Origin of the sequence: Achromobacter sp. ES-001 (assembly GCF_019448355.1) — a bacterium.
In the GTDB taxonomy this organism is placed as follows: domain Bacteria; phylum Pseudomonadota; class Gammaproteobacteria; order Burkholderiales; family Burkholderiaceae_B; genus Achromobacter; species Achromobacter spanius_B.
On record NZ_CP079940.1, the window covers coordinates 672,436 to 694,601 of the forward strand.

21 protein-coding genes and 1 tRNA gene are annotated in these 22,166 nt (G+C 64.8%); 11 read left to right on the top strand and 11 right to left on the bottom strand.

All coding sequences use genetic code 11. The features are described 5' to 3' along the window. Positions 1-17 precede the first annotated feature (17 nt). The 3 genes from KYT87_RS02930 to KYT87_RS02940 all read right to left on the bottom strand — a co-directional run bounded on the left by KYT87_RS02930 (position 18) and on the right by KYT87_RS02940 (position 3,726). The gene (locus KYT87_RS02930) at positions 18-2,462 is read right to left on the bottom strand and encodes a fimbria/pilus outer membrane usher protein (RefSeq protein WP_219991672.1); all 2,445 of its coding nucleotides are present in this window, start codon (positions 2,460-2,462) and stop codon (positions 18-20) included. A 94-nt stretch (positions 2,463-2,556) separates the two neighbouring features. Continuing rightward, entirely contained in the window at positions 2,557-3,387 is an 831-nt protein-coding gene (locus KYT87_RS02935) for a fimbria/pilus chaperone family protein (protein ID WP_370638746.1), read from the bottom strand. A gap of 108 nt (positions 3,388-3,495) precedes the next feature. Further along, a complete protein-coding gene (locus KYT87_RS02940) occupies positions 3,496-3,726 on the bottom strand; it encodes a hypothetical protein (RefSeq protein ID WP_219991674.1) in 231 nt (76 codons plus the stop codon). A 283-nt stretch (positions 3,727-4,009) separates the two neighbouring features. Between KYT87_RS02940 and KYT87_RS02945 the strand changes: the two genes are divergently transcribed. From KYT87_RS02945 to KYT87_RS02955, 3 genes are all read left to right on the top strand, one after another. Then, positions 4,010-4,945, top strand: coding sequence for a hypothetical protein (locus KYT87_RS02945; RefSeq protein ID WP_219991675.1), 936 nt, complete (start codon positions 4,010-4,012; stop codon positions 4,943-4,945). Positions 4,946-5,028: 83 nt separating this feature from the next. Beyond that, positions 5,029-5,913: a carboxylating nicotinate-nucleotide diphosphorylase gene (gene nadC / locus KYT87_RS02950; RefSeq protein ID WP_219991676.1), complete on the top strand. Its 885-nt coding sequence runs from the start codon at positions 5,029-5,031 to the stop codon at positions 5,911-5,913. Between the two features lie 9 nt (positions 5,914-5,922). Then, entirely contained in the window at positions 5,923-6,909 is a 987-nt protein-coding gene (locus tag KYT87_RS02955) for a tripartite tricarboxylate transporter substrate binding protein (protein WP_219991677.1), read from the top strand. 40 nt (positions 6,910-6,949) lie between these two features. Here KYT87_RS02955 and KYT87_RS02960 read toward each other — a convergent pair whose 3' ends face one another. Beyond that, a complete protein-coding gene (locus KYT87_RS02960) occupies positions 6,950-7,642 on the bottom strand; it encodes a tellurite resistance TerB family protein (protein ID WP_046806128.1) in 693 nt (230 codons plus the stop codon). 179 nt (positions 7,643-7,821) lie between these two features. Between KYT87_RS02960 and KYT87_RS02965 the strand changes: the two genes are divergently transcribed. Further along, positions 7,822-8,220 carry an OsmC family protein gene (locus KYT87_RS02965; protein WP_046806129.1) on the top strand — a complete coding sequence of 133 codons (399 nt, stop codon included), beginning with the start codon at positions 7,822-7,824 and terminating at the stop codon, positions 8,218-8,220. A gap of 86 nt (positions 8,221-8,306) precedes the next feature. Here KYT87_RS02965 and fabI read toward each other — a convergent pair whose 3' ends face one another. The 3 genes from fabI to gloB all read right to left on the bottom strand — a co-directional run bounded on the left by fabI (position 8,307) and on the right by gloB (position 11,460). Continuing rightward, the gene (gene fabI / locus KYT87_RS02970; RefSeq protein WP_046806130.1) at positions 8,307-9,092 is read right to left on the bottom strand and encodes an enoyl-ACP reductase FabI; all 786 of its coding nucleotides are present in this window, start codon (positions 9,090-9,092) and stop codon (positions 8,307-8,309) included. A 120-nt stretch (positions 9,093-9,212) separates the two neighbouring features. Then, positions 9,213-10,631 carry a transglycosylase SLT domain-containing protein gene (locus KYT87_RS02975; protein ID WP_046806131.1) on the bottom strand — a complete coding sequence of 473 codons (1,419 nt, stop codon included), beginning with the start codon at positions 10,629-10,631 and terminating at the stop codon, positions 9,213-9,215. Positions 10,632-10,638: 7 nt separating this feature from the next. Continuing rightward, positions 10,639-11,460 carry a hydroxyacylglutathione hydrolase gene (gene gloB, locus KYT87_RS02980; protein WP_219991678.1) on the bottom strand — a complete coding sequence of 274 codons (822 nt, stop codon included), beginning with the start codon at positions 11,458-11,460 and terminating at the stop codon, positions 10,639-10,641. Positions 11,461-11,480: 20 nt separating this feature from the next. On the opposite strand from gloB, the gene KYT87_RS02985 reads away from it, so the two are divergent. The 7 genes from KYT87_RS02985 (at position 11,481) to KYT87_RS03015 (ending at position 18,658) form a co-directional block, all read left to right on the top strand. Further along, on the top strand, positions 11,481-12,260 hold the full coding sequence (locus KYT87_RS02985) for a class I SAM-dependent methyltransferase (RefSeq protein WP_046806133.1): 780 nt from the start codon (positions 11,481-11,483) through the stop codon (positions 12,258-12,260). 53 nt (positions 12,261-12,313) lie between these two features. Continuing rightward, positions 12,314-12,775 carry a ribonuclease HI gene (gene rnhA, locus KYT87_RS02990; protein WP_046806169.1) on the top strand — a complete coding sequence of 154 codons (462 nt, stop codon included), beginning with the start codon at positions 12,314-12,316 and terminating at the stop codon, positions 12,773-12,775. Positions 12,776-12,965: 190 nt separating this feature from the next. Continuing rightward, positions 12,966-14,051 carry an efflux RND transporter periplasmic adaptor subunit gene (locus KYT87_RS02995; RefSeq protein ID WP_219991679.1) on the top strand — a complete coding sequence of 362 codons (1,086 nt, stop codon included), beginning with the start codon at positions 12,966-12,968 and terminating at the stop codon, positions 14,049-14,051. 33 nt (positions 14,052-14,084) lie between these two features. After that, positions 14,085-17,201, top strand: a complete 3,117-nt coding sequence (locus tag KYT87_RS03000; protein ID WP_046806135.1) for an efflux RND transporter permease subunit — start codon at positions 14,085-14,087, stop codon at positions 17,199-17,201. 3 nt (positions 17,202-17,204) lie between these two features. Continuing rightward, positions 17,205-17,924, top strand: coding sequence for a DNA polymerase III subunit epsilon (dnaQ, locus tag KYT87_RS03005; RefSeq protein WP_046806136.1), 720 nt, complete (start codon positions 17,205-17,207; stop codon positions 17,922-17,924). Between the two features lie 83 nt (positions 17,925-18,007). Beyond that, positions 18,008-18,082: transfer RNA gene (locus tag KYT87_RS03010), tRNA-Val, on the top strand. Positions 18,083-18,490: 408 nt separating this feature from the next. Beyond that, a complete protein-coding gene (locus KYT87_RS03015; RefSeq protein WP_046806137.1) occupies positions 18,491-18,658 on the top strand; it encodes a hypothetical protein in 168 nt (55 codons plus the stop codon). A gap of 20 nt (positions 18,659-18,678) precedes the next feature. Here KYT87_RS03015 and KYT87_RS03020 read toward each other — a convergent pair whose 3' ends face one another. From KYT87_RS03020 to gltS, 4 genes are read right to left on the bottom strand one after another with little or no spacing between them, the layout of a single operon-like run. Continuing rightward, positions 18,679-19,143 (bottom strand): YaiI/YqxD family protein, encoded by a 465-nt coding sequence (locus tag KYT87_RS03020; protein ID WP_104145145.1) that lies wholly within the window; start codon positions 19,141-19,143, stop codon positions 18,679-18,681. 6 nt (positions 19,144-19,149) lie between these two features. Then, entirely contained in the window at positions 19,150-19,416 is a 267-nt protein-coding gene (locus KYT87_RS03025; RefSeq protein ID WP_104145144.1) for a hypothetical protein, read from the bottom strand. Positions 19,417-19,457: 41 nt separating this feature from the next. Continuing rightward, positions 19,458-20,960, bottom strand: a complete 1,503-nt coding sequence (locus KYT87_RS03030; RefSeq protein WP_046806140.1) for a TAXI family TRAP transporter solute-binding subunit — start codon at positions 20,958-20,960, stop codon at positions 19,458-19,460. Next, on the bottom strand, positions 20,957-22,165 hold the full coding sequence (gene gltS / locus KYT87_RS03035) for a sodium/glutamate symporter (RefSeq protein ID WP_104145142.1): 1,209 nt from the start codon (positions 22,163-22,165) through the stop codon (positions 20,957-20,959). Before gltS ends, KYT87_RS03030 begins: the two co-directional genes overlap by 4 nt. Position 22,166: the final 1 nt, after the last annotated feature.

The window sequence follows — 22,166 nt, forward strand, 5'->3', positions numbered from 1 at the left end:
GGTAAGGTTGGAGGCTTTTACGGGGCGCATGTCGCACTGGCACGTTCGTACAAGGCGTTCAGGTCCGGCGTATCGGCGATGTCGAACTCGAGCGTGCATGACGCCTCTTCCGATGGCGCCACGCTGAACGGCGTAGCGCCCGCCAGCATGTCGGGCAGGAATATCTGGCCGCCGCTGCCCACCAGCGTGACGAACACGCCGTTGGCATCCAGCACGGCTGCGCCCTTGGGTACCGGCGTGCCGTCAGCGTAGGCGGCGGTCACAAGCGCGCGGCGCACCTTGACTACCGTGAAGTCCACCGCCGACACCGACCCGCGCGCCGGATCCAGGCTGTAGCGTCCGTTGATCAAGTCCACATTGCGCGCGAGCGATGCCGTGGCGACCTGGATCTGCCCGTTACGGTAGGCCGACAGCGACGGGATGACGGCCCGGCCCCAGGGGTCGGTCCACACGTTGCCGGCCGGCGTGCTCAGGCGCACGCCCGACAGGCCTCCCACGGACGCGATGGCGAACGTGTCCTGCACGCGGTAGGGCGAAAAGCTCAAGCCATGCGCGTGGCCGACCAGCCCGCCGCGAACGCGCGCGGAGTGGCTGTATCCGCCCTTGAAGCTGCTGGCCGCCAGGCTCAGTTGTGTATAGGCTGAATTGACGCCGACCGAGCCGGAATAACTCGTCTGGCCGTGCGAGCCGGAACTGGCCGCCAGGGTATAGCTGCTTTGCTCGCTGATGGCGCCACCGGTATTGACGCCGTAGCTCATGCCGTTGTCTTGCCGCTGCATCGATGCGCTGACGCTTTGCTTGCCCAAGGGCAAGCTCACGTTCAGGTACATCAGGTCGCCCTGGTTGCGGTGGCTGGAACCCATGTCACGCTCGAATGACAGCGAAACGCTGGCCCGACCGAAGCTCTTGCCCCAGCTGAAAATGCCGCGACGGGACGAATGGCCGCGCGTGCTTTGGGATTCGCTGACGTTCATGCTGAAGCCGCCCAGCTTGGATCCGCTCCAGCCCAATCCCGCGCTGAACTGCTGCTTGATGCGGTCTTCGCGAAGGTTCGGGTACCACTGCGTGCCGTTCACCGGCCTGTTGGCGTAGTCCAGCACTTCGCTGTAGCCGTCCGTGCGACGCAGCAGCGACAGGTTCGAGGACACGCCCGGCAGCACTTGCGCCGCGACCGAAATGATGTGCTGCGCGCCACTGCGTCCCGTATGGGAATTTTGCGAGAAAGTGCTCTGTACGCCGGTCTGGATGTTGCCGGGCAGCGCCAGATCCGTGCGGGCGCCGACCGAGCGATAGTCCTGCGTCAACAACAAGCCGGCCGCGACGTTGGCGCGCCTGCCCAATGCGATGCCGTATTCCGCCGCCACGACCGGCCGGGAGTCGCCACCTGCCGAGTCCGTTTGCCGCAGCATGCCCAGGCCGCCGGTGAATCCGGTGGCTGCGCCAACGCGGTCCACCTGCAACGCCGCCGCCGGCACGTAAAACACGCGCTCTTCGCCCGAGGCTTCGTGGACGACGACCTCAAGGTCTTGCGTCAACGACCGGGGCAGTACATCGGTCATGGTGAACGGGCCGGGGGGCACGATGGCGGAGGCTAGTGAAATACCGTTCTGCCGAACTTCGACGCGCGCCTGCGTGTGGGCGATGCCGCTAATGGGGGGGCCTGCGCGATCGCTGCTTTGTAGTGCGGTTTCCGGGAACAGCTGCATGCCGTTGACGGGAAGGCCGGCAAACAGCGAGCCGCGCAGATTGATTTGCCCCGCCTGAAAGGTGGTGTGCCACGTGGAAAACGTGCGTTGCGCGTAAGCATCTACGTGATTCCACGTCGACTTCCCGCCGCTATTGGAATAGCTGCTGTTGCTGCGCAGGATCCAGTCGTTCACGTTCAGGCCCAGTTCGGTATAAGCCTGCAGGTAGTTCGACCTTCCGCCGATATGGCGTGTCTGGCTGGAAAGCACGTCGTAGTTCAGGATGGCTGCGCGGCCGCCGGATTGATAGATCGTGGCGGTGTGTGATCGATTTATTGCGCCCGGGGGCGCGACGATGTCCACGGTCATGCGCTCGGGCTGTAGCGCGATGGTCGTAGTGGGCCAGGCTTGAAGAAATGAGTCCGGACAGGCGTGAGAGTCGCCGCCTTGCGCTGCGGGCACCTTCAGTTCGGCCAAGGTCAGCAATTCCGGCGTCAGGCAGAGCTTGCCGCCGGCATCGAAGGTGGCCAAGGCACGCCCGACGCCGCGCCCGTTGACGCTCAGGTGCACGGTGTGCTGCCCCGGCAGGAATTGCGGTCCGTTCTTGAAGTGCGATGCGATGGCCGGATTCAAGCCGCGCGTTTTCAGGGTTTCAAGGTCGAACCCGCCCGTACCGGATTGCGCGATGGCAGCCCGGTGCAGGCACAGCAGGAGGCTTGCGGCGACGAAGGCGCCACCGCGAGCATTGCGTAAGCGGTTGCAGAACATGAAAACCATGAGTGAGCCTGGCGCGCAACGCCCGCCAGACCCCGGTCATGGAGTCTGGCGAGCAAGGCCAAGCGGGTTGATGCCCCGTGGGGGCACGATGCGGTCAGTTCTTGATAGGCGCGTCGAAGGACGAGACTTGATAGCCGTAGACGCTGGCGGGGTACAGGCGAACGCTTGACTGCCCTGCTTGCAGGGGCGCGTCCGTGCCGACCAGTTGTAGCGTTTCACCCGGCAAGATGTAGGTCTTGGGCAGGATCAGCGCCTGGTCGGACGGCTGCACATTGACGCGTTGGTCCATGCGCACGATGTAGGGGCTGGGGTTGTGCACCGTCAGCTTGCCGTCGTGAGCGGCCCACTGCAGCGAGCGCCACGGGGCGTTGTCGTTGGGGACTTTCTTGGGCAGCGCAATCAGCGGGAGATCCTGCCGGATGGTCAGGTGGAGCTTGTTGCCCTGTTCGCCGGTTTGCGGAATGCCTTCGAAAATGGCGCGCTTCATGCGCTGCGTGTCCAGCGGCTTGTCGTGGGTAAGCAGAAAGCGAACCAGCTGCGTTTTGCCAGGAGCCACCACGGCAGCGGGCGGCGAGACCATGACCCAGTTGTCCTGGTCTTCGGCAATGTGTTCGATCATGGAGATCAGCAGCACGGGCTCGTCGCCCGTGTTCTTGATGCCGATCGTGCCTTCGCCGGTTGCTTCGTGCACCAGCACGACCGAGGTTTCAGGCTGTATGCCCATGGCAAGGGCTTGGCTGGCGGGAAAAAGGACTGCAAAAAGGGTTGCCGCGACGATTCGCGGAAAGGAATTCTTGAACATGGGGATATCGCTAAGGCATCGGCCGGAAGGGCCTGGGAAGCATTGCAGTGTAGGAACCTGATTCCTGGCTTGATATAGGCGAGCGCCTATTTCCGGATGTTCAAGTGCAGTGGGCCGGACCATTGTCGGTCCGGCCCACTTGCGCGCCGCGTGTGGCGGGCTGGCGTATCATCGGCCGCTTTGCGGCGTCACCCTTTTTGGCGTCACCCTTTCGGCGTCACCCTTTCGGCGTCACGTTTTGCGGTTCTCGTAGGACGTTTCCAGGATGTCGTCCTCAGGCGTGATGACGCCGGGTTCGCCCGGTTGCGCGACGGCGCGTCCGTCGCGCGGCATGCCCGCCACGGTCTTGCTCTGTTTCGGCATGGGCAGCGTCTCCGTGCCTTTGCGCGGGTCCGTGGGCGGACGCGGGTCTACGTCTTTGGTGTTGGTGGCGGCGTTCGGGTCAGGGGCAGTTTTCAACATGGCTCATGCTCCGCTTGCGGGCGTCCCAGGATGGCGACGCGCCTGGTTTTCTGAGTTTTATCTTAGTCGCTGCGCGCCCCGACGCGGCCGTTGAGCCTGTCACGTTTGCAAGGGGCTGTTGCAGGAGCAGAACCTTATAATTTCCGGCGATCGGGCAGTCCGCCACTTTGTACCGCTGCTTCACCGTCACCTTTTCATTGCGCGCCTTTGCACCGCGCCGGCATTTCATCGCAGTCCCGCCGGCCCGGCCCTACACGCTTAACGACCTTCACCGCCGCCCTCCTTGACCGACTCCATCGAACGCTCCGTCCATACCGAACTTGTCGCCGTGCTTGTCGCCGTGACGCATGGCGAGCCGCGTGTGTTGACGACGGATGACGCCAGCGCCTTGCCGGCCGGCCCTTTCGAGCTGTCGCATCGGTCGTTGCAGGCGGGGCTGCGCGCGTGGGTGGAAACGCAGACCCACCACCCCCTGGGTTACGTCGAGCAGCTCTACACCTTTGCCGATGGCGACCGCTCCGACGAATCCGGCGCGCGCGTCATGTCGGTCAGCTATCTGGGGCTGACGCGTGAAGCCGGCGAAACCGGCGTGGCGCAGGTGGGCTGGCAAGACTGGTATCGCTACTTTCCGTGGGAAGACCGGCGCACCGGCACGCCCGCCCTGGTCGACGAGCTGATCGTGCCGCGCCTGGCGCAGTGGTGCGCCGCCAGTGACGACGACGCCGTGCGTACACGCCGCCAGCAGCGCGTGGCCATCACCTTCGGACTGGACGGGGCCGCCTGGAACGAAGACATGGTGCTGCAGCGCTACGAATTGCTGTTCGAAGCCGGCTTGGTGCCCGAGGCCGCGCGGCGCGGCGACGGCGACTTTGCAGCCGCCATACCCGGTCAATCGATGCGCCACGATCACCGCCGCATTCTGGCGACGGGCATCGCCCGTTTGCGGGCCAAGATCAAATACCGCCCCGTGGTGTTTGAATTGATGCCGGCCGAGTTCACCCTGCTACAGCTGCAAATGGCCGTCGAGGCCCTGGCTGGGCGCGCCTTGCATAAACAGAATTTCCGTCGGCTGATCGAGCAACAGGCGCTGGTCGAAGAGACCGGCGACATGGCGACCGGTACGGCGGGCCGTCCCGCCAAGCTGTTTCGGTTCCGTCGCGACGTGCTGCTTGAACGCGCCATCGCCGGCAGCAAATTGCCTTTGTCTCGCGCGTTATGACGCTTGACAAGGGTTATGCTCGTCTCTAGCATAAGTACTGCGCATTCACTGCGCTCCTTTTTTTTAACTCACAAATACTCAAAATGAGCATTAAAGCCGAAGCGCCCTTGACCGCCTCTCGCCTGGCGGTGCCTCCCCTGCCGGATGTCATGCTTGAGCCCCTGGTGCGCGCCGCCTTGCTGGAAGACCTGGGCCGTGCCGGCGACCTGACCACCGACGCCATCGTGCCGCACGACGCCGTGGCAGAAACGCGGCTGGTATCGCGGCAAGCCGGCGTGCTGGCCGGCCTGGATCTGGCGCGTCTGGCGTTTCGCGCCATGGACCCGACCATCGAATTTCACGTTTCGCAGCGCGACGGCAGCGACCTGGCGCCAGGTACCGAAATTGCGCGCTTGCGCGGCAACGCCCGCGCCATGCTGACTGCCGAGCGCGTGGCGCTGAACTTCCTTTGCCACCTGAGCGGCGTGGCCAGCGCCACCGCCTCCATCGCGCGTGCCATTTCGGGCTACGGCGCACGCGTCACCTGCACCCGCAAGACCATGCCCGGCCTGCGCGCCGTGCAAAAGTACGCGGTGCGCGTGGGGGGCGGCAGCAATCACCGGTTCGGGCTGGACGACGCGGTGCTGATCAAGGACAACCACATCGCCCTGGCAGGCGGCGTGGCCACGGCGGTGCAGCGGGCGCGCGCGGGCGTGGGACACATGGTCAAGATCGAGCTTGAAGTCGACACGCTGGCGCAGTTGGAAGTTGCGTTGTCGCTGGGTGTGGACGTGGTGCTGCTGGACAACATGAGCCTGGATGATTTGCGGCGCGCCGTCGCCATGGCGCGTGGGCGTGCGATCACGGAAGCCTCGGGCCGCATCACGCCCGAGACCGCCGCTGCCGTAGCCGCCACGGGCGTGGACCAGATCGCCGTTGGTTGGTTGACCCACAGCGCCAAGGTGCTGGACATTGGCCTGGACGCCTGAGAGCCCGTCATGAAACGCCTGCTTCAAGCTAGCCTTGCTTTGTTGATCCTGCCGCTGGCGTCATGCGGCAATTCGCCGTCGGGCGAGGCGCCAATGGACGCGGCGTATCCCGCGCATCCGATCACCATCGTGGTTACCTTCCCGCCGGGCGGCGGCACGGACCTGCTGGCACGCCGCATCGGCGCCAGCCTGCAAACGCAGCTGGGCCAGGCCGTGGTGGTTGAAAACCGCCCAGGCGCCAGCGGCAACATCGGCGCGCGTCTCGTGGCGGAAGCACCACCCGACGGCTACACGCTGCTGATGGTGAACAGTTCGTTCGCCATCAACCCGGGCGTGTATCGCAATCTGGGCTTTTCGCCCAAGCAGGATTTCGCCGCCGTGATCAATGTGGCGTTCGTGCCATCGGTGTTTGTGGTGCCAGCGGGCTCGCCGCTGCACACGCTGGATGATGCGCTGGCAGCGGCGTTGCCGGGCAAGCCGCTACCGTTTGCCTCGTGCGGCAACGGCACGCCGCAACACCTGGCGGGCGAAATGCTGGCCCGCGCCACGGGTGCTGTGTTGCAGCAGGTACCGTACAAGGGATGCGGTCCGGCGTTGACCGACGTGGCGGCGGGGCAGGTGGCGATGGGTGTCGTTACAGCGTCCAGCGCGGCGCCCTTGATTGCCGCCGGCAAGCTGCGCGCATTGGCGGTGACCTCTCCCAAGCGTTCACGGCTGATGCCGACGGTGCCGACGGTTGCCGAGCAGGGCGTTGCGGGCTACGCGCTGGATCAGTGGCATGGTCTGTTGGCCCCGGCGGCCACGCCGCGTGCCGTCATCGAAAAGTTGAACGCAGCGGTGGCAAAAATCGTCAGCCAGCCCGATACCCAGGCTTCGCTGCGGGAACAGGGCTTCACGCCCGCCAGCAGCACGTCGCGCGAATTCCAGTCGATGATCCATGCGGATATCGACCGGTACACGGCGCTGACGGCATCAATCGGCTTGCGGGCGGACTGAGGGAGCACTGACGGTGGACTGAGCGGCGCATTAAGCCCGCTCAGGCCACCGCGCTCTTGGCGTGCTGTTCCAGCTTTTCCTTCAAGCCGGGTTCCAGCTTGAGCTGCCGCGCCAGCTCGTCCAGATAGGCGCGTTCCATATAGCTTTCTTCATCGACGACAAGCAGGCTGGCCAGATACATTTCGGCGGCCATCTCGGGTGTTTTGGCTGACTGGGCCACAGCCGCGGGGTCCAGCGGCCGCGACAATTCCGTTTCCAGCCACTGGCGGTCTTGCGCGTCGGATGACAGCTTGGCCAGCTCCGTTTCCAGCAGGCCGCGCTCTTCGGGCCCGATGTGGCCGTCGGCCTTGGCGGCGCCGATCATGGCAGTCAAAACGGCGTTGCTGTGCTGCTCGGCCTCGGGCGCGGGCAGACGGTCCAGGGTTTGAGGCGGCGCGGCCTGGGCGCCACCGGCCTGGTTACGCTGCCAGTCGCCATAAGCGCGGTAGGCCAGCGCGCCCAGCGCCGCCATGCCGCCGTACATCGCGACCTTGCCGCCGATCTTGCGTGCCTTCTTGCTACCCATCAACAGTCCCAACGCGCCAGCGCCCAGCGCGCCGCCGCCCAGGCCGGTCAGGAACGAGCCCTTGCCGCCGGCGGCGCCGCCCGTCGCGCCTTGCACGCGATTGGTGGCATCAGCCAGCAGGCCTTGGCCCGATTGCAGCAGTTGATCAAGAAGTTGTCTGGCGCTCATGCGGCCCCCTTTTATGTCGATACAGTCGGTGCGTTCAGTTCGTGAACGCGGATAGGGATATCCGACCGCCGCATGGGCAATAAGTTCAGCTTGTTGTCAGCCGTCAAAATCTGTCGTCGGATGCTACAACGTCAGCTTCAGGCGCCCACCACGGGCGCCTATCCCAAGAGACCCTAGCCATGAGCATCCGCGTCCATCAGAATGCGCCCGACATCCTGCAATTCACCGCCACGGCCGAAGGCCACGCCCTGCCGGTGGCGATGCCCAAGCCGCAGGGCGATGGACCTGATCCGCATGATTATTTCGACACCGCGCTGGGCGGCTGCAAGGCGTTGACGCTGATGGTCTACGCGCAGCGCAAGGGCTTGCCGCTGACGTCGGTGGATGTGGAAGTGGTGCGTGATGCCAGCGAAGAGCGCAAGGGCGTCTATCGCTTGACGGCAAAGCTGACGCTCAATGGCGAGCTGTCGGACGCCCACATCGATGAATTGCTGGCAGTGGCCGAAAAGTGCCCGATTCACAAGCTGATGACAGCGGTGGACGTGCAGGTGTCCACGCTGGTGGTGCGCGCGGCCTGATACGGCGGGTTGATACGGCGTCCTGATACTGCGGGCCGATACGGCGGCCGAGCGGCCATCTTGCCGCCCGCCCGCCCGCCGCAAGATCAGTCTTCCATGCCCGGAACGACGGTCGAGAAGCCGGCGTCCACGTGGGTGATCTCGCCCGTGACGCCCGCCGCCAGATCCGACAGCATGAATGCCGCCACGTTGCCCACGTCGTCGATGGTGACGTTGCGGCGCAGCGGCGCTTGCGCTTCCACGAACTTGAGGATGGCCGAGAAGTCCTTGATGCCACTGGCGGCCAGCGTCTTGATGGGGCCGGCCGAAATGCCGTTGGCGCGGATGCCGCGCGGGCCCAGCGCCGTGGCCAGGTAGCGCACGCTGGCTTCCAGCGACGCCTTGGCCAGGCCCATGGTGTTGTAGTTGGGGACCACGCGTTCGGCGCCCAGGTAAGTCAGGGTCAGCACCGAGCCGTTGCGGCCTTCCATCAGGGGCAGGGCGGCCTTGGCCATGGCGGCGAAGCTGTAGGCCGAAATGTCATGGGCGATGCGAAAGCCCTCGCGCGACAGGCCGTCCAGGAAGTTGCCGGCGATGGCTTCGCGCGGGGCAAAGCCGATCGAGTGCACCAAGCCGTCCAGGCCGTCCCAGTGCTTGCCCAGTTCGGCGAAGGCGCCTTCGATCTGGCTGTCTTCGGCCACGTCGCAAGGCAGCACGATCTTGCTGCCGAATTCGGCGGCAAATTCAACGACGCGTTCCTTGAAGCGGTCGCCCACATAGGTGAACGCCAGCTCGGCGCCTTGCTGATGACAGGCGCGCGCAATGCCGTAGGCGATGGATCGGTTTGATAGCACCCCGGTGACGAGAATGCGCTTGCCGGCGAGAAAGCCCATGATGGTTCCTTTGATTTTTTCCTGCTGAAAGACCGCCCATTTTAAGGAGTTTGGCGGCGTCGCGTACTTGTAAAAACGGCGCCGTTACCGGGCGCCGTTTTTGGGGGCTGCAAGCTGGGATCAGCCGCGGGCGTTCGTGCCCGGCACGCGCAAGGCGGTACCGACCTTGAGCGCGCTGCCCTTCAGGTTGTTCAGCGCACGCAGGGCGTCCACCGATGTGCCGTACTGCTTGGCCAGCGAGAACAGCGTGTCGCCCGGGCGGACCTTGTGCGTGCGCACATTGGGCCGGGCGCTGGCTACGCGGGCGGCGGGTGCCGGGGCGGCACGGCCACGCGGCGCGGCGGCCTTGGTGTCGGTGGGGGCCTGTTCCAGCGCGCCCACGGGGGCGGCCAGGGATGCCAGTTGCACGCCACCGGTGCCGGGCTCGCCGGGCACCAGCAGCGCCTGGCCCGAGGCCGACTTCTGGCGCGAGCCGATGTCGTTGGTTTCACGCAGCTTGGCCTCGGTCACGCCGAAACGCTTGGCGATGGACGCGTAGGACTCACCACGGCGCGAATGGTAGATCTTCCAGGCGGACAGGTCGCCCTTGTAGTTCGTCAGGTTCGCGTTGAAGATTTCGACGCGGTCGGCCGGCAGCAACAGCGTGGGGCCGTGGTCGCCACGGATGACCGGGCGGTTGAACGACGGATTCAATGCCTTGAATTCGTCCAGCGGCATTTCGGCCAGCTTGGCGGCGATTTCAAGATCGATGTCGCTGTTCTTTTGCACCGTCACGAAGTAGGGCGTGTTGCCCACCGGGGGCAGCGCCACCGCGTAGCGTTGCGGGTCGGCAATGATGTTCTTGATGGCCTGCAACTTGGGCACGTAGTTGCGGGTTTCGTCGGGCATGTTCAGGGACAGGTAGTCCGTGTTCAGGCCGGCCGCTTCGTTCTTGGCCATGGCGCGTTGCACCGAGCCTTCGCCCCAGTTGTAGGACGCCAGGGCCAGATACCAGTCGCCCTGCATCTCGAACAGCTTTTCAAGATAGTCCAGCGCGGCGTTGGTCGACGCGATGGGGTCGCGGCGTTCGTCGCGCCACCAATCCTGCTTCAAGTTGAAGTGCGTGCCGGTGGCCGGCACGAACTGCCACAGGCCGGAAGCCTGGGCGCGCGACAGGGCAGTGGGGTTGTAGGCGCTTTCCACGAAGGGCAGCAGCGCCAGTTCGGTGGGCAGGCCACGGCGGTTGATTTCGTCGACGATGAAGTACAGGTACTTGCCCGCGCGCTCGGCCATGCGCTGAACCGCCTCGGGGTGGGACGCGTAATAGTCGGTCCACTGCTGCGAGAGGTCGGTATTCAGGTTGGGGATGGCGAAACCGCGGCGGATGCGGTCCCAGGCGTCGCTGGGCGGGTTGGTCAGGTCAACCGTTCTGGACGTATCCCGGGCGATGTAACGCCCTTGGGAATTGGTGGTGAGGTTCTTGCTATCGGGGGCTTTCGTTCCTGCGCAACCGGCGAGGACTGCCAACATGAGCGGCAGAAGGAGTCGGGATAGATTCATCAGGCGGTCACTTGAAATCGTTCTTCCATTCACGCAGGGAGGCAAACACCTCTACCGGCGTAGGTTGATTGTTTCCGGCCCAGTTGGATGCGGCACGGATCACGTCCACTTGCTGCGTACGCAAAAACGGGTTCGTCGCGCGTTCCTGACCGATTGTCGACGGAAGCGTGGGAAGACCTTCTGCTCGTAATTGCTGGGCTCGCTGATACCACTGATGCAGGGTGCGATTGGCGGGATCCACAGCCAATGCCCAGCGCAAGTTGGCTAGAGTGTACTCGTGCGCGCAAAAAACCTGTGTATCTGGCGGTAAAACGGAAAATTTTTCCAAGGAATCATGCATTTGCGCGGGAGTTCCCTCGAAAAGCCGGCCGCAGCCGCCCGCAAACAGGGTGTCGCCACAGAACAGGACCGGTTCTATCCCGGCTGCCCGGCCCGTGTACGCGATGTGCCCGGCGGTGTGTCCCGGCACATCCAGCACCGTCAGATCCAGGTCCAGTTCGGGCAGCGTCACCCGGTCACCCTCGGCCAGGGGAACATCGCAGCGCGGCAATGTTTCGCGGGCCGGACCGTATACGGTAAGGTCCGCCATGCGTGACAATTCAAGTACACCGCCCACATGGTCGCCATGATGGTGCGTGAGTAGAATGGCGCGCAGCCTCAAGCCTTCCTGCTCAAGCCATCGCAGCACCGGACCCGCTTCGCCCGGGTCCACCACGGCGGCATTTTCGCCATGGACGATGGCCCAGATGTAGTTGTCGGTGAAGGCGGGTAGAGGCAAGACCGCGGCATGTTGCTCGCGGCCGCCTGCGGGGGCGGTCAAGGCTTGCATGAGATTCGAAGGAATAGAACGTGGCAGAAGAAACACCGCCGATTGTAGAACTGGCCGAATGGTTCCAGACGCCACCGGGGCAGTACGCCCTGGCCTGGGAACGGGCCCAGTTCGACGCGGCTGTCGCGGATGTGTTTGGCTATTATGCCTGGCAGGTCGGCCTGGCCGACATGAACCTGCTGCGCGCCAACCGCATGCCCTTCAAGGGCTATGTGGGCACCGAGACCCCGTCGCCCGAAAGTACCGCCGCCTGGCAGTCGCGCGTGGTGCTGGCCGAACCCGAGGCCTTGCCGTTCGAATCGCAAAGCGTCGATCTTCTGATCCTGCCGCATGCGTTTGAATGTACACAGGACCCGCACAACGTGCTGCGCGAAGTGGAACGCGTGCTGGTGCCGGAAGGCCGGGTCGTCATTTCGGGCTTTAACCCCTGGAGCATGTGGGGCGCGCGCACGCGCATGCCCGGCATGGAGCCCTGGCTGCCGCAGCCGCCGTCGGCCCAGGTGTCGCTGGCGCGTTTGAAAGACTGGTTCAAGCTGTTGTCCCTGGAAGTCGACGACAGCCATTTCGGCTGCTATGCACCGGCTTGCCGCAGCGAAAAGTGGCTGCAACGCTGGGGCTTTCTGGAATCCGCGGGCGCACGCTGGTGGAGCCTGGGCGGCGCGGTGTATATGGTGTCGGCCGTGAAACGCGTGGCCGGCATGCGTATCATCGGCCCGGCCTGGAAAACCAAGCCCAAGCGGGCGCGCGCCGCCTCGGTGGTGGTCAACCGCCAGGCGGACGACGGCTTCGACCCTTCCTGAGAGCGGGCGGCGGCCGTTTTACATTGCACGAACAAGGATTTCAAAGCAGCACCATGCAGGACAACAAAGCGATCGATCAGAAAGTGGACATGTGGACGGACGGGGCCTGCAAGGGCAACCCCGGCCCGGGCGGTTGGGGCGTATTGCTGCGCGCCGGCGGCCACGAAAAAACCCTGCATGGCGGCGAGCTGCAAACCACCAATAACCGCATGGAACTGATGGCGGTCATCGAGGGCCTGCGGGCGCTCAAGCGCACCTGCGTCGTCACCATCCACACGGACTCGCAGTACGTGATGAAGGGCATGACGGAATGGCTGGTGAACTGGAAGCGGCGCGGCTGGATGACGGCCGAGAAAAAGCCGGTCAAGAACGCCGAGCTCTGGCAGGCGCTGGATGAGCAGGTGCAGCGGCATCAGGTGTCGTGGCGCTGGGTGCGTGGCCACAACGGCGACGAAGGCAACGAACGCGCCGACCAATTGGCCAATCTGGGCGTGGATCTGGCCCGCCGGGCCTGACCGCGTCCGCTGACGGCATCGGGATATACCCTGAAATCCGCCTTGTGAGGCGGATTTAGTCGTTTCATCCGGCGTCTGGATTGTTCCAGTATGTAAATTCGGGTGCTACAGTGCCTTCCCCCATTCCAGTTCCCGCGGCGCCGTCCAGGTGGGGAATACGGTGCGCGCCGCACCACCGCCACATACGCGCATGAAAAAAGCTGTACTGCTGACCGCCGTCGCGGCCGGGTTGGCCGCGGGGGCCGCATTGGGCGTGTTCGTGCCGCGCTGGCTCCCGCCCGGCGCCTCGCCCACCGTCCAGGCGACCGCCAAGCCGGCCGCTGCGCCGGCCGCGCCCGTTCGGGTCGAGGTCGCTTCCGTTAAAGAAATTCCGTTTGCCCGGGGCCTGTCCGCCGTGGGCAGCCTGCGTTCGGACGAGTCCGTCGTGCTGCGGCCCGAGGTGGTGGGCCGGATCCAGGCGATTGAATTCAAGGAAGGCCAGCCGGTGGCCCGGGGCCAGGTGCTGATCCGGCTGGATGATTCCGTGCCGCGCGCCGAGCTGGCGCAGGCCCGAGCCAACTTGACGCTGGCGCAAAGCCATTACCGGCGCGCCGTGGAATTGCAGGGCAAGGGCTTCGTCAGCCAGCAGGCGCGCGACGAGTCCGCCAGCACGCTGAAGGTGCAGGAAGCCGCCGTGGCGCTGGCGCAGGCAAGGCTGGACAAGATGACGATATCGGCGCCGTTCGCCGGCATCGTCGGGCTGCGCAGCGTGTCCGTGGGCGACTACGTCAACCAGGGGCAGGACCTGGCGCCGCTGGAAGCCATCGACCCCTTGAAGGTGGACTTTCGCGTGCCCGAAATGTACTTGAGCAAAGTGGGCGTGGGCCAGCAACTGACGCTGCGCCTGGACGCGCTGCCCGGCCAGGAACGGCAAGGGCAGGTGTATGCCGTCAGCCCGCTGGTCGACGCGGGCGGCCGGTCCATCCTGCTGCGCGCCACCGTCGCCAACAAAGACGCCTTGCTGCGGCCAGGCATGTTCGCCCGCGTGCAGCTGCTGTTCAACCAGGACAAGGCGCTGGTCGCACCGGAAGCGGCGTTGTCGCCATCGGGCGAAACACAGTACGTTTACCGGGTCAAGGATGGCCGCGCCGAGAAGCGCGAAGTGACCATCGGCGAGCGCCGCGAAGGCCGCGTCGAAATCCTGACCGGCGTTGCGGTGGGCGATCAACTGGTGGTGGCGGGCATACAGCGCGTCACGGACGGCGGCGCGGTGAACGTCGTGGGCAGCGGCTCGTGAGCCCGGCCACCTACTCTTTTTAGCGGTGACGCAATGCGTATCTCGGAAACCTGCATCAAGCGGCCGGTGTTTGCGTCGGTTCTGTCGCTGATCATCGTCCTGATCGGCCTGATCTCTTATTCGCGGCTGACGGTGCGCGAATATCCCAAGATCGACGAGCCGATCGTGTCGGTGGACACCACCTACAAGGGCGCCTCGCCCGAGGTGATTGAATCGCAGGTGACCAAGCCGCTGGAGGACCAGCTGGCGGGCATCGAAGGCGTGGACGTGATGACTTCGCGCAGCCGGTCCGAGCGCAGCCTGATCAACATCAAGTTCAACCTGTCGCGCAACCCGGATGCGGCGGCGGCCGAAGTGCGCGACAAGGTATCGCGCGCGCGCCGCTTCCTGCCGGATGAAATCGACGAGCCCATCATCGGCAAGGTCGAGGCCGATTCGCAGCCCATCATCTATATCGCGGTGGAATCGGGTTCGTACTCGGCGATCCAGACGTCCGACTACATCAACCGCTACATCAAGACGCGCCTGTCCGTGCTGCCCGGCGCGGCCGAGGTGCGGGTGTTTGGCGAACGCCTGCCGTCCATGCGCATCTATGTGGACCGTGACAAGCTCGCCGCCTACGGCCTGACCGTGCAAGAGGTGGAGGCCGCGCTGCGCAGCCAGAACGTCGAGATCCCGGCCGGCCGCATCGAGTCGCGCGCGCGTGAATTCTCGGTGGTGTCGTCCACCGACCTGCAAACGCCCGCGCAGTTCGAAGACGTGATCGTGGCCAACGTGAAAGGCTATCCGGTCCGGTTGCGCGACGTCTCCAAGGTCGAGATCGGCGCGGCCAGTGACCGGGTGCTGTCGCGCTTTAACGGCAAGCCGGCCATCAACATCGGCGTGACGCGGCAATCCACGGCCAACCCGCTGGAACTGTCCAAGGCGGCGCGCCACGAGGTCGAACGCCTGAACGAAACCTTGCCGGCGGGCATGAAGCTGACCATCGCGTACGACTCGTCGGTGTTCATCGAACGGTCGATCGATTCGGTTTTCCACACCATCGGCGAAGCCATCATCCTGGTGGTGCTGGTGATCTTCTTTTTCCTGCGCAATCTGCGCGCCAGCATCATTCCCATCGTCACCATCCCCGTGTCGCTGGTGGGCGCCTGCGCCCTGATGTATTTCTTCGGGTTTTCGATCAACACGCTGACCTTGCTGGCCATGGTGCTGGCCATCGGCCTGGTGGTGGACGACGCCATCGTGGTGCTGGAGAACATTTATCGGCACATCGAAGAAGGCATGCCGCGCAAGGAAGCGGCGTTGCGGGGCTCCAAGGAAATCGGCTTCGCGGTGGTGGCCATGACGATGACGCTGGTCACCGTGTACGCGCCGCTGGCCTTTGCCACGGGCCGCACGGGGCGCCTGTTCATTGAGTTCGCGCTGGCCCTGGCCGGTGCGGTGCTGGTGTCGGGCTTCGTGGCGCTGACGCTGACGCCGATGATGTGCTCGGTGCTGCTGCGCCATCAAAGCAGCCACAGCCGCTGGTACAACCTGATCGAAGGCTGGCTCAACGGCATGAGCAACGGCTACCGCCGCCTGTTGGGGGCGTCGTTGCGTCACCGCTGGCTGGTGGTGATGATCGGCGTGGCGGTGGCGTTGGGCAGCGGCGTGTTGTTCAAGGTGGTCAAAAGCGAATTGGCGCCCATCGAGGATCGCGGCGTGGTGTTCGGCATCGTAAGCTCGCCGGAAGGCGCCACGTTGAACTACACGCTGGACAGCATGCTGGGCATCGAAAAATTCTATTCAGAAATTTCGGAAGCCAGCGGCAGCCAGGTCACGGTGGGCTTTCCAACCGTGACGGACGGCACGGCAATCCTGCGCCTGAAACCTTGGGAAGAGCGCGACCGCAAGCAGCAGGCCATCACGCAGCAGTTGCAGCCGCAATTCGCCTCGCTGCCCGGCGTGCGGGCGTTTCCGACGAACCCCCCATCGCTGGGGCAGTCCGCGCGCTCGAAGCCGGTGGAATTCATCATCATGAGCCAGGCGTCGTACGCCGAGCTGGCCCGCCTGACCGATGTCTTCCTGACGGAACTGCGCAAGTATCCGGGCCTGTTGAACCTGGACACGGACCTGCGCCTGAACACGCCCGAACTGCGTGTGCGCGTTGACCGCGACAAGATGGCGGACGTGGGCGCCAACGTGGACACCGTGGGGCGCACGCTGGAAACGATGCTGGGCGGGCGTCAGGTCACGCGTTACAAGGATGAGGGCGAGCAGTACGACGTGATCGTGCAGGTCACCCCGCGCGACCGCGCCACGCCCACGGATATTTCCGGCATCTATGTGCGTGCCCGCGATGGCAGCATGGTGCAGCTGGACAATTTGCTGGGCGTGCACGAAGGCGTGTCGCCGCAATCGCTGAACCACTTCAACCGCTTGCGCGCCGTCAAGATCGACGCGGCGGTCGCGCCCGGCTATGCGCTGGGCGAGGTCCTGACGCACATGCATCAGGTGGCGCGAGACGTCCTGCCCAATACGACCATCACCGATCTGGACGGGCAATCGCGCGAATTCCGCGATTCGTCCGGCAGCATCTATCTGGTGTTCGGCATGGCGCTGGCCTTCATCTACCTGGTGCTGGCGGCGCAGTTCGAAAGCTGGCGTAACCCGTTCATCATCATGCTGTCGGTGCCGCTGTCGATGACGGGCGCGTTGCTGGCGCTGTGGCTGACGGGGGGCACGTTGTCCATCTACAGCCAGATCGGCCTGATCACGCTGGTGGGGCTGATTACCAAGCACGGCATCCTGATCGTGGAATTTACCAACCAGCTGCGCGACGAGGGCCGCGAACTGTTCGCCGCCGTGACCGAGGCCAGCGTGCTGCGCTTGCGCCCCATTTTGATGACGACGGGCGCGATGGTGCTGGGCACGGTGCCGCTGGCCCTGTCCACCGGCGCGGGGGCGGAATCCCGCCAGCAGATCGGCTGGGTGCTGGTGGGCGGCCTGTTGCTGGGTACACTACTGACCTTGTTCGTCGTGCCGGTGGCCTACACGCTGATTGCCACCGCACGCAAGAAACCCGGCCATGCCGGCAGCGCAGAGCACCCTCCGGCCCATCCGCCGGGCGGTCAGACGCCGCCGGCCTCGGCCAATGCAGCGTCGGAATAAGTCATGCGCCAGATCATCTTTGACACGGAAACCACCGGACTGGACCCTGCCCAGGGTCATCGCATCGTTGAAATCGGTTGTGTGGAAATGGTCAACCGGATGTCCACCGGCAACAACCTGCACATCTACCTGAACCCGGATCGCGACAGCGACCCCGAGGCCTTGGCCGTGCACGGACTGACGACGGAATTCCTGTCCGACAAGCCGCGCTTTGCCGACGTGGCGGACGAATTCGTCAAATTCATCCAGGGCGCGGAGCTGATCGCGCACAACGCCGCGTTCGACGTGAAGTTCTTCAACGCCGAGCTGGCCAAGACGGGCCGCGGCCCGATCACCGATTACTGCGAGACGGTCACCGATTCCCTGCTGCACGCCCGGTCGCTGTTCCCCGGCAAGCGCAATTCGCTGGACGCCTTGTGCGACCGCTTCGGCATTTCCAACGCGCACCGTACGCTGCACGGCGCATTGCTTGACTCGCAGTTGCTGGCCGAAGTCTGGCTGGCCATGACGCGCGGGCAGGATGCGTTGCTGATCGACGTGGACGACAACGACGGCGCGGGCAGCGATGGGATCGTGCTGGCCAAATTCGATGCGTCGGGGCTGGTGGTCATCAAGGCTAGCGACGAAGAGCTGGCCGAACACGAGGCCTATCTGGCGGCGTTGGACAAGTCGGTGAACGGCGAATGCGTCTGGCGCAAGCTGGATGCGCCGGTGGCGGCATAAAGGCTATTGCCGACCCGGCTTGCGGCGTGCGAACTTCGACTTGCGCACGTTTTAAAAAACATGCTATTATTTCGCCTCTTTCAGGGTGGTTAGCTCAGTGGTAGAGCACTGCCTTCACACGGCAGGGGTCACAAGTTCGAAACTTGTACCACCCACCAAAGACCCTTGGAAGGCGACACGAAGGCTTGTAGATAGCATTTAGTTGTTGCTGACCTGCCAGGCGTCTTTGGCATAAAGACTGAAAGAGAAAAAAGAAAAAAGAAAGCAAAACAGGCCAACCTTAATCGGTTGGCTTTTTTGTGCCCGTCAGCTTTGTGTGTGCAGGGGTGGGTGCCGGGGCGCGCGCCGGGGTTGGACGCAGGGGTTGGACGCAGGGGGGCACGCCGGGTTTGTGGATCGTCTTTGCGGATCGCGTTTGGGGATCAAAGCTTGTTGATCTGGCGCAAAAATGCCTTTCAGCCTTGCGTGCCGATGCGTTAGCAGGCGCTTATGATGGCTTCACGGTGCCGCCTGCAAAAGAAATGCCTTTTGACGGCCTGCCGGATGCCCGAGCATAGGAGACGTCCATGCCGCCGAACACCAATACCATGTTGATCATCATCGTCACGGGCGTGGCGCTGATGCTGATCGGTTTCGGGATGCGCGATCGCAATATCGGGATGGGCTTGATGGGCCTGGGCTTGATCACCGCCATAGGCACCATCATTTACAAGGCCTACGTCACGTTTTATTAAGGCCTTCCCTGTTCAGGCCTTTACTGTTCAGGCGCTTTCTTGTTTAACCGTGCCAGCAAGGTGTCCAGCTGGTTAGCGAACGCCTTGCGGTCGGCTTGGCTGAATGACGACGGGCCTCCCGTGTCGATCCCGCTTGCCCGCAATTCTTCCATCATGTCGCGCACCGCCAGCCGTTCCCGGATGGTTTCGGGTGAATAGCGTTCGCCTCGCGGGTTCAGCGCCATCGCCCCTTTGGCCAGCACGTCGGCGGCCAGCGGGATGTCAGCGGTGATGACGAGATCGCCCGGCTCGGCGCGTTCAACGATGTGCGCGTCCGCCACGTCAAAACCGCGCGGCACCTGCACTGCGCGGATCAGCGGCGAAGGCGGCGTGGACAGTGGCTGGTTGGCGACCAGGGTCACCGGCACCTGCCAGCGCTGCGCGGCGCGGAACAAGATGTCCTTGATGACCACGGGACACGCGTCCGCATCGACCCAGATGTGCATAAACGCTTATTCGCCCAGCGCTTTTTGCAGGATTTCGGCCACGATGTCGTTCGCGGACACGCCACGTTCGGCAGCCAGCGCGCGCAGCTTGTCGGCGTGCGCCTGCGACAGCTTCAACGGAAACGGCACCAGGCCGGCCGCCTGATCCAGCTTGCGCTGCTCGCGGCGGTCGGGCGCTTGAGAAGCGACGCCGAAGCGGTCGGGGGTGGCGGATGCCTTGAGCTGGCCGGCCAGCTTCAGGGCCTGGGTTTTTTGAAGATCAAATTTATTCATGGAAATTCCTGATTAGGAGCGCAATCATAAGCGCATCCGGATCAGCGCGGTTTGGCGAGTTCCAACGCGGCCAGGCCTTCTTCGGCCCCGTCGTGCAACGGGACGGTCAGGCCGCGTCGCGCATTGGCGATCGACACCTGCGCGCCCTGCGCCGAGCCGGCCGCCAGCAAGTCCTGGCCGGTCTGGTAGACGGCGCGAACCACCATCAAGGCTTCATCCCGGGTCAGGTTTGCCGTGGTCAGCATCAGTGCGGCGGTGCCCACCGTGGCAACCGGAGCGGTTTGGTTGGGATAGGTGTCCGCGGCAATCTCCAGGGGCATCAGGGCGCTGTCGTTGCCGGTCAAGGACTTGATGGCGGCCGGGTCCAGCGGCAGCAGCTTCAAGCGCGCCTCGGTCAGCGCGTCGCGCAGTGGCGTGGCGGGCACGCCGATGACCTGTGCGGCGGCATCGACCGTCCCGGCGTTCAGCGCGGGCAAGGACGCCGCGAAAGGCGTGTCGATGACCGTGTAGTCGCGCCCCGGCTCCAGGCCATGGGCGGACAGCACCGCTTGCAACGTGGCGCGCACCGCCGAGCCCTCGGGGCCCAGCGCAATCTTCTTGCCCTTCAAGTCGCGCACGCTGCGCAACGCCGGATCATCACGCACCACGATGTGGACAAGTTCGGGATACAAGCTGCCCAGCGCGCGCAGGCCGCTGAACGGCCCCTGGTCGGCGAATGGGCCGCGACCCTCGTAAGCCAGGCGCGCGGTGTCGGCCTGCGCCAGGCCGACCACGGCGTCGCCGCTGCGCAGCAGGGCGATGTTCTCGGCGCCGCCACCGGTGATCAGCGGGGTGACGCGGATCTGCCGGGCGCGCGCCACGGCGCTCAGCGCGCGGGCAAACGCCACATATTCGCCGCGGTCTGGCCCACCCGCCAGCGGATAGCCTTGTTGCAACCGCGCCAGCCGGCCGTTGATGCGCGCCACCGAGCGTTCCAGCTCTTGCTGCACCACGTTCTGCGCGGTGCTCGATGCGCTGTAGGCCACGGAATGGGTGATCTGGTCGAGCGTGTCCAGCAACTGCCGCGTAACGGGCGGGGGCGCGCCCGTATCCAGCGACGGCGCCTCGGCGGCTTTGAAACCGGCGGGCGTAATGAGCTTCCAGGTATCGCCTTCTTTACGGTAGATAGCGCTGGCGTGCGCGACGATGCGGTCCCCGGCCTGGTTGCCGCCGGACTTCACGCCGATGATGCTGCGCGGGCCCGCGCCCAGCAATGTCACCAGCGAGGCCGCGCCGGGCTGGTCCCAGGCGCCCAGGGTCATATCCCGGCCCAAGGTCAATTCCACGTCGTAATACACCACGCGTCGGCTTTCACCGGCGGGGGCCGTGCTGTCGCTGGCTGAACCCCTGCGCTTGAGATCGGTGATGCGGAACAGGCCCTGGCCGTACGTGGTGGCCAGGGCGGTGTCGACGTCCGTGCGCAGCGCGTCGGCGTCGGGGGCGCGGCCGCAGGCGGCCAGCAGCAGGCAGAACGCGATCAGTACCAGGCGTTTGAACATGGTCACATCCCCCCTACGAAGGGCAAGGAGATCAGCGACGTCAGCACGATCACGTTCAGGATGTCGACCAGGAACGCGCCGGTGACCGGCACCACGATGAAGGCTTCCGGCGCGGGTCCGTGACGGCGCGTCAGCGCCTGCATGTTGGCGATGGCGGTGGCGGTGGCGCCCAGGCCAAAGCCGCAGAACGCCGCCGACATGATGGCCGCCTCGTAGTCGCGCTTGAGCAACCGGAACACCACCCAGGCAGCGTACAGCGCGCAGAACAGGGTTTGCACGACCAGCATCAAGGCCAGCGGGCCGGCCAGGCGGGCCACGCTGGACAGGTCCAGCGTCATCATCGTCATGCCCAGGAACAGCGACAAGGAAATCGTTCCGATGATTTCGGTGGCCCGGTCGTCCAGCTTCAGCCCCAGGCGCGCGCCGCCGTTGCGGATCAGCACACCGGTGGCCAGGCACCACAAGAAATTGGGCAGGCTCACGGGCGCGCCCTCGACCAGCATGGCCAGGTAGCCGCCGACGACCAGGCAGACGAAGGCGGCGGTCATCGACACAATGAACGAACCGGCGGTGGGCGGTTCGGCGGGTTCGGCAAGGTCGGGCGCGACCTGGCCGTCGCCGGCCTTGTGGTCCAGACTGCCTTGCAGTTTGTGCCGGCGCATGAGCCATTCCGCGACGGGGCCGCCGACCACGCCGCCCAGCACCAGGCCCAAGGTGGCGGATGTCATGGCCAACGCCATGACATCCTGGATGTTGTTGAAGTCGGCAAAGCGCGTGGCATAGGCCGCGCCGGTTCCGTGCCCGCCCACCAGCGTGATGGTGCCGCCCAGCAGGCCCATCAGCGGGTGCATATCAAGCAGCCAGGCCATGCCCAGCCCGACGGCGTTTTGCAGAATCAAGAAGGGAATCAGCGCCAACAGGAACGCGATCAGCCGGGGGCCGCCCTTGGCCAGCAGTTTCAGATTGGCGGTCAGCCCGATAGAGCCGAAGAACAGCAGCAGCAGCGTCGGCCGGATGCTGGTTTCCAGCGAGACCGAGACGCCGCCCCAGTTCGCCAGCGCATACGCCAGGATCGCGAACAACAGGCCGCCAACAATAGGGTCGGGGATGCTGTATCGGCGCAGGATGCCGATACGGGTGGTAAGCACGCGGCCGATGACCAGCACCAGGCAGCAGGCAAGCAAAGATTGAACGGGCGAAAGGGAAATCATA

Excerpts from the sequence above, each read along its gene's own strand:
- rnhA (WP_046806169.1), top strand. The coding sequence starts at position 12,314 with ATGCAGGACAACAAAGCGATCGATCAGAAAGTGGACATGTGGACGGAC.
- KYT87_RS02935 (WP_370638746.1), bottom strand. The coding sequence starts at position 3,387 with ATGGTCCGGCCCACTGCACTTGAACATCCGGAAATAGGCGCTCGCCTA.
- gltS (WP_104145142.1), bottom strand. The coding sequence starts at position 22,165 with ATGATTTCCCTTTCGCCCGTTCAATCTTTGCTTGCCTGCTGCCTGGTG.
- KYT87_RS02930 (WP_219991672.1), bottom strand. The coding sequence starts at position 2,462 with ATGGTTTTCATGTTCTGCAACCGCTTACGCAATGCTCGCGGTGGCGCC.
- KYT87_RS03000 (WP_046806135.1), top strand. The coding sequence starts at position 14,085 with ATGCGTATCTCGGAAACCTGCATCAAGCGGCCGGTGTTTGCGTCGGTT.
- KYT87_RS02960 (WP_046806128.1), bottom strand. The coding sequence starts at position 7,642 with ATGAGCGCCAGACAACTTCTTGATCAACTGCTGCAATCGGGCCAAGGC.
- KYT87_RS02940 (WP_219991674.1), bottom strand. The coding sequence starts at position 3,726 with ATGTTGAAAACTGCCCCTGACCCGAACGCCGCCACCAACACCAAAGAC.
- KYT87_RS03020 (WP_104145145.1), bottom strand. The coding sequence starts at position 19,143 with ATGCACATCTGGGTCGATGCGGACGCGTGTCCCGTGGTCATCAAGGAC.
- KYT87_RS03015 (WP_046806137.1), top strand. The coding sequence starts at position 18,491 with ATGCCGCCGAACACCAATACCATGTTGATCATCATCGTCACGGGCGTG.
- KYT87_RS02995 (WP_219991679.1), top strand. The coding sequence starts at position 12,966 with ATGAAAAAAGCTGTACTGCTGACCGCCGTCGCGGCCGGGTTGGCCGCG.
- KYT87_RS02975 (WP_046806131.1), bottom strand. The coding sequence starts at position 10,631 with ATGAATCTATCCCGACTCCTTCTGCCGCTCATGTTGGCAGTCCTCGCC.
- KYT87_RS02955 (WP_219991677.1), top strand. The coding sequence starts at position 5,923 with ATGAAACGCCTGCTTCAAGCTAGCCTTGCTTTGTTGATCCTGCCGCTG.
- KYT87_RS02965 (WP_046806129.1), top strand. The coding sequence starts at position 7,822 with ATGAGCATCCGCGTCCATCAGAATGCGCCCGACATCCTGCAATTCACC.
- nadC (WP_219991676.1), top strand. The coding sequence starts at position 5,029 with ATGAGCATTAAAGCCGAAGCGCCCTTGACCGCCTCTCGCCTGGCGGTG.
- dnaQ (WP_046806136.1), top strand. The coding sequence starts at position 17,205 with ATGCGCCAGATCATCTTTGACACGGAAACCACCGGACTGGACCCTGCC.
- KYT87_RS03025 (WP_104145144.1), bottom strand. The coding sequence starts at position 19,416 with ATGAATAAATTTGATCTTCAAAAAACCCAGGCCCTGAAGCTGGCCGGC.
- gloB (WP_219991678.1), bottom strand. The coding sequence starts at position 11,460 with ATGCAAGCCTTGACCGCCCCCGCAGGCGGCCGCGAGCAACATGCCGCG.
- fabI (WP_046806130.1), bottom strand. The coding sequence starts at position 9,092 with ATGGGCTTTCTCGCCGGCAAGCGCATTCTCGTCACCGGGGTGCTATCA.